At 64.2% G+C, this 7,273-nt stretch carries 1 protein-coding gene; it reads left to right on the forward strand.

The genetic code is table 11. The features are described from left to right. On the forward strand, nt 1–7,273 hold a 7,273-nt coding region (locus AC11W3_RS04035; protein WP_484092539.1), incomplete at both ends, for an Ig-like domain-containing protein.

A 7,273-nucleotide genomic window follows, 5' to 3' on the forward strand; every position in this document is an offset into this window, starting at 1 on the left:
ACCGCCTACACCCTGGCGATCAAGGCCGGGCTGCAGGACCTGTACGGCAATGCCATCGCCTCCGACCTCACCGTCGCCTTCAGGACCGGCTACGGCGAGCTCAAGAAGGCGGTCTACTACGACACCAACTACCCGACCTCCTGGATTACCGCCCAGAAAGCGCTGATCTACAAGAACTTCCTGGTGGCCAACGGCTACACCGAGAGCAATGCGGCGCAGCTGAAGACCTTCATGGAGAGCAACGGCGCAGGTTCGGTGGTGGTCATGGCCCAGGATATAGCACCCGACACGGTCTACGACGTCGTCTCCTCGCAGGCACTGATCAGGCGCTATATGAACAACGGCGGCACCGTGGTCTGGATGCAGGACGTGCCCCTTTGCTACCAGGGGCACGCCGGCCGTACCAACACCAATACCTGCGCCAGCGGCTCCAGCGGCATGCAGAACGTCCTGGGCATCTCCTACGGGAGCTGGGACAGAAACGACACCGTCACCATCACCGCGGACGGTGCGGCGGCAGGGTTGACCACTGGCTGGACCAGCAGGCGGCCGGTTCCGACGTCGCAGGTAACCAAGGTGCTGGCTTCCTCCTCCGGCGGCGCGGCTGCCTGGCGCAAGAACTATAACGCGACCTATCCGAACTCCGGCTTCATAAACATCTGGGACTTCAGCAGCGACTACACCTCGCGCAGCTATCTGAAGGATCTCCTCGCCGTCTCCGGCGCCTACCAGGGCCCGATCAACTACCCGGTGACTGTGGCGAAGTTCTCCATGGACGGAGACTTCCTCGATGCCACCAGCAACGGCAACAACGGCACACCTGCCAATGGCGCCACCTTCTCCAGCGACAAGGTGCTGGGGAACTCCTCGGGGAGCTTCCTCGGGGGGAGCGATTCGGTGGTTGTCGGCAACCTCTACGGGAACTTCCCTGACAACACTTTCACCATCGAGTCGTGGGTGAAGGTGGCTGACGCCGGCGTCGTCGGCACCAGGAAGGCCTTCGCCGGCGGGACCGGCGCCACGGCCGACTACGCCATCGGGCTCAGGGACGGCGAGTTCGTGGTCTTCACCGGCGACAAGAGCGTGCTCTACTACGCCCAGTCCGGCGTGAAACCGAACACCAGCGACTGGTACCACGTTGCCGGCACCTTCGACGGCTCCAACCTGAGCATCTACGTGAACGGTGTCCTGGCCAAGACCATCACCGCCAAGTGGGTCCAGGACAACGGCGGCGCGAACTTCTGGATCGGGGCAGAGAGCTGCTGCAGCGCCAACACCTTCAACGGCCTGATCGACGAGGTCGCGGTCCACCGTTACGCCCTTCCGAGTGCGGAGATCATGGAGCATTACCAGGGCGGCGTTTCCGGAGACACCACGGCTCCCGCCGAACCGGGGCTGAACCCGCTCCCCGACACCACCTACGCGAGCACCGTGGTCCTCTCCGGGAGCAAGGAGGCCGACACCTCGATCAGGGTGAACGGCACGCTGGTGGTGCCGGTCGACGCCTCCGAGAGTTGGCAGGCGCCGTACTCCCTCCTCCCGGGCCGCAACACCCTGGAGATCACCAGCAGGGACCGCTCCGGCAACGAGAGCACCGTCAAGAAGGCCGGCATCGAGCTCCTCCCGGCCAAGCAGAACGATGCCTCCGTGGTAGCCCTCTGGCACCTGGACGGCAACTGGCTCGACTACTCCGGCAACGCCAACCACGGCGTAACCGGCGGAGGCACCGGCTTCAGCAGCGACAGGACCTCCGGTGCATCGTCAGCAAACTTCAACGGCAGCTCCAGCTACTTCATCAGCAACCCCATGGCGTCGTTCCCGCAGAACGAGATCACCGTCGAGTTCTGGATGAACAGCTCCGACACGACCAAGTACGGGACCCCCGTCTCCTACGCCGTCCCGAGCATGGACAACGAATTCATCGTCTACGATTACCGCAATTTCAGCATCATCAGGGGGAACGACTCGGTCGTCACCGGAGTTTCCGCCAATGACGGCAAGTGGCACCACATCGCGGTGACGTGGCAGAAATCCGACGGCAGCGCCAAGCTGTACAAGGACGGAACCCTGGCCTACACCGGGGCGCTGGCTGCCGGCAGGGCCATTGTCACGGGAGGGAGTGTTTCTCTCGGCCAGGAGCAGGACTCCGTCGGCGGCACGTTCGAGACCACCCAATCGTTCCTGGGGCTCCTCGATGAGGTCGCCATCTACAGCCGGGTACTTTCCGCGGCCGAGATCCAGGCCCGTTACAACACCGTGGCCAGGCTGACCCTGACCAGCCCCGGCCAGACGGCCAAGTACAAGCCGGGCGAGACAGGGACGGTGAGCGTCACCGCCAGCGATGACGCGGGCGTCAGGGGCATCACCTGCAGCGCCACCGGCGCGGCCTCCGGCAGTGTGGCCATTGCGGTCGATCCGGCGCAGCTCAGCGTTAGCCGCGACTTCAACTTCCAGGTGGCGGTCAATGCGACGACCGATGCCGCCATGGATATAACCTGCAGCGCCTACGACGAACAGGGCAATATCGGCACGTCAGCCACCCTGCGTCTCCTGGTGGCGGACGTGGTCCCGCCGACCGTGACCGGCTCCTCCATCATCACCACGCAGCCGCTGAGCCCGGTCTTCACGGTGAACTTCAACGAACCGATGTCGGCCGCCTCGCTTTCCGGCTCCAACGTGGTTCTGGTCAACGCTGTCGACCCGTCGACATCCCTGGCGGTAACGGTGCAGCTGTCGGCCGACCGGAAAACCGCTACGGCTACCCCGGTGGCGAGCCTGGTCAAGGCCAGCTCGTACCTGCTGACCGTGGCTGTCGGGGTTACCGACGAGGCCGGCAACGCCCTAGGCTCGGCATACCAGGTGCCGTACGTCACCGACGGCACGCCTCCGACCATCACCGCATCGAGCATCGCGGACAATACCGGCAACCTGCCGCTCAAGCCGGCCATCACCCTCAGCTTCAGCGAACCGCTGGCGGCAGCGTCGGTGAACGCTTCGACCGTGGTGCTCACCACGGCGGCAGATCTCAATACCGGCATCCCGCTGACCATTACGCTGGCCGGCGACCGGAAGTCGGTGACTGTCACACCGGCCGGTAACCTGACGAGGGGAACCTCGTACGTGCTGTGGCTGACCACCGGTGTCACCGACGAGGTCGGCAACAACCTTGCCTTCTATCGCCTCAATTTCGCCACCGACGGCACGCCCCCCGGCGTGAGCGCCTCGAGCCTGGCCGACAACACCGGCAACCTCCCGCTGGACACCTCGGTGAGCTTCACCTTCAGCGAGCCGGTCGCCGCCTCATCGGTCAACGCCTCGACCGTCCTTCTGAGCACGGCGGCCAACCTCGATGCGCCGGTCGCGGCCAACCTGACCCTGGCGGCGGACCGGAAGTCGCTGACGGTGAAGGGGACGGCGAACCTGACCAAGGGGACCTCCTACGCCATCAGGCTCACCTCCGGCGTCACCGACGATGCCGGCAACCCGCTGAACGCGTACCGGCTTAACTTCGCCACCGACGGCACGCCGCCGTCCGTCTCGAACTCGAGCATGGCGAACAACGCTACCAACATCGGCCTCAACCCGACCCTTACCTTCACCTTCAGCGAACCGCTGGCGTCGGTCTCGGTCAACGCCTCGACCGTGGTGCTGGCCAAATCGGCCGATCTTTCGACCGTTCCTGCAACCATCGCGCTGTCGACGGACCGCAGGAGCCTCAGCGTGACTCCGGTCTCGAACCTGGCCAAGGGGACCTCCTACGTGATGACCCTGACCACCGGGATCACCGATGATGCGGGCAACGCCACGGCGCAGTATGTGGTGAACTTCGCCACCGACGGGACCCCGCCGACCATCGCGTCGTCCTCCATCGCCAACAACTCGATCAACATCCTGGCTGATGCCAGCGTCAACATCACCTTCAGCGAGCCGGTCGCGACAGCCTCGGCAGCGACGGCCATCCAGCTGAGGAACGTGACCGGCTCCGCGGACGTTCCCGTCATCCTGGCATGGTCGACCGACCGCAAGACCGTGAACATCAAGCCGTCCTCCGGCCTCCTGCTGGCGACCTCCTACCAGCTCACGCTGGGGAGCGCCCTGACCGACGACGCCGGCAACGCGCTGGCCGCTCCCTACGTGGTCAACTTCGTCACCGACGGCATCCCGCCCCAGTGGGTTTCCTACCTCCCGGCGGCCAACGCCACCGACGTGGCCCTGAACGCCATGGTCACGGTCACCTACAACGAGCCGCTCGATGCGGCCTCGCTGGCGAGCGACGCCGTCACCATGACCTCCTCCTACGGCGCGGTGGCGGGCAACGTGTCGCTGTCGACCGACGGGCTCACCCTGATCTTCAAGCCTTCGAGCCAGCTCGGCATCGTGCGCACCTACACCTTCACTGTCAAGCCGGGACTGAAGGACCGTTCCGGTAACGCGACCACGGACGGCTTCACCTCCTCCTTCACCACCAAGTCACCGGACAGCGACCTGGTCGGCTACTGGCCCATGGACGGGGACTGGAACGATTACTCCGGGAAGGGGAACAACGGGACCGCGGCCGGCGGTGCAACCTTCGTCAGCCAGCATGTAGGGGGGACGCAGTCCGGCAGCTTCAACGGGACGAGCAGCTACGCCGCGATGGGGAGCCCGTCGTCGCTGGTGATGAGTGCACAGATGACAGCCTCCGCCTGGATCTACCCGACAGGCCCCGGCACAGCCTCTTACGGTGGAATCATCGTTTGTAAGGAGGGCGAGTACGAAATTGCCCGCTATCCGGACGGCACCATCCAGTGGGCGATAGCCAACTCCAGTCCGGGATGGACCTTCATCAATACCGGATACGTGGCGCCTCTGAACACCTGGACGCACGTGGTCTGGACCTATTCGGCGGCCGACGGCAAGTCTAACCTGTACGCCAACGGCAGGCTGGTCCACAGCTATACGGTCAGCGGAAACGTAGGAGATTACTCTACCGCCCAGAACGAGTTCAGAATCGGCGGCAGGCAGGGGATGGTGCAGCTCTTCCAGGGGTACATAGACGAGGTATCGATGTACCGGCGCACCCTCTTGCCTGAAGACATCACGGAGATCTACACCGCCGGGATCTCTGCCGACCGCGTCGCGCCCGTGGCACCGACCCTGGAGGACGTCCCCACCACGACCTACAACAACCTGGTGGTGCTGCGCGGCACCAAGGAGGCCGGCTCCTCCATCAGGATCAATGGGCTGCAGGTGGTGCCCATGGACGGAAACCACACCTGGCAGTTGCTCTACCCGCTGGCCCTAGGCCAGAACGTCCTCGACATCACCAGCAGGGATGCGGCGGGCAATGCCACCGACCCGGTGAGCCGCGTCATCGAACTGCTGCCGCTGAACCAGAGGGATGCAGCCATCTCGGGAATGTGGCACATGGACGGGACCATGCAGGATTACTCGGGCAACGGCAACACCGGCACTCTCAACGGTGTCACCTTCGCGTCCCCCGGGGTGATCGGCACCTCGGCATCCTATTACGACAACAATGACTACGTGAGCTTCAACGACGCCCCGGCCTTCCACAGCGACCGCAACCTCACGTTCACCGGCTGGTTCTACCTGAACTCCTTCGACAGGGTCTGGGCCAACATCTACTGGAAGGGAAACACCCCTGATTGCACCACCGGCTGCGAGAACAGGGAGTTCGCCCTGTGGCTGAACAACACCGGGTTCCTGCACTTCAACTCGACACCGCAGGCCCTGATCAACAACACAACGGTCAGCGCTAATACCCCAGCAGGCAGCGTCGTTTCGGGGAGGTGGTACCATTTCGCCACGGTGGTAGACAACGACCAGAACGTGATGAAGGTCTACATCGACGGGGTGGAAAAGGCCAGCTCAGCCTATAGCGCCGGCAGCGGCATCCGCGACACCTCGGGGGCGCTGATGTTCGGCAACGGCCCCGGTTTGGGGAACACCTTCAACGGCAAGCTGGACGAGTTCACCATTTACAAGAGGGCGCTCACCCCTGCAGAGATCTCTGCCCAGGCCAGCAGCAGGCCGACCCTTACGGTCACCAGCCCGGGTGAGACCACCAGGTACCGCGCCGGCGAGACCGGCACGGCCACCGTCTCGGCCGGCTTCGCGGGGGGCATAACCAAGCTCTCCTGCAACGTCTCGGGCAACGTCTCCGACGGATCCCTGGTCGAGACCTTCGACCCGCCGCAGATCTCGGTGACCCGCAGCATGAGCTTCACCCTGGCGGACTCGCTCACCTCCTCGGCGCCCTACACCATCTCCTGCGTCGCGGAGACCGCCACCGGCACGCTTGGCTCGACGGACAAGACCCTGTACGCCGTCGACACGGCTCCCCCGGTCGTTTCCATCACCACTCCGACTGAAGGGGCTTCGGTATACATGGGGAACGGGTCCTTCTCGGTCAACGTCAAGGCTGACGACGACTCCGACATCAAGGAGGTCACCCTGAGCGCCAGTGGAGAACTGAACTGGACCCAGACTCAGACCTTCGCTACCGGCAAGAGCCTGACCGCTTACTTCAGTAACGTGCCGATTCCGACGAGCTTCACCTCGGCCGGAACCATTCAGCTCACCGCGACGGCCAAGGACGCCTACGGAAACATCACCCAGCCTCCGGCAGTGCGCAACCTGGTGCTGCGTGATGCAGTCCCCCCGACGGGCAGCCTCAGCAGCCCGGGGACCTCGGTGAAATACAAACCTGGCGAGACCGCGACTGTTACAGCCAGGATCACCGATAACGTCGGTGTCGTCCGCGTCTATTGCAACGCCAGTGGAGCGGCCAGCGCCTCGATGAACAAGTACATAACCTCGACCCTCTCGACCAGCGAGGATTTCGTCTTCGGGATACCGACTAACGCCGCACCTTACTCGACCGTCACCGTCACGTGCTACGGGTACGACGCTGCCGGATACTCCGGAAGCTTGGGTCTGACTCTCACAGTGGAAGATATCGTACGTCCCACGGTTGCTTCCGTCTCGCCGGCCAACGGGGCGACCAAGGTAGTCACCACCTCCAGCGCCACTGTCACCTTCAACGAGTCCGTGACATCGGGGACGGTGGTTCCGGCCTCGGTTTATCTCACTGACCCGGCCGGAGCACCGGTCCCGGCAACCGTCACCCTTGCCGGCACGACAGCCACCATCAAGCCCAATAGCGCCATGGTGCGGGGCGGCGTCTACACGGTCCACGCGACCGCGGCAGTGACCGACCTGGCCGGAAACAACCTGGTGCCGTTCACCTCGAGTTTCACCACCGACAACA

Source organism: Geomonas sp. (assembly GCF_056994735.1).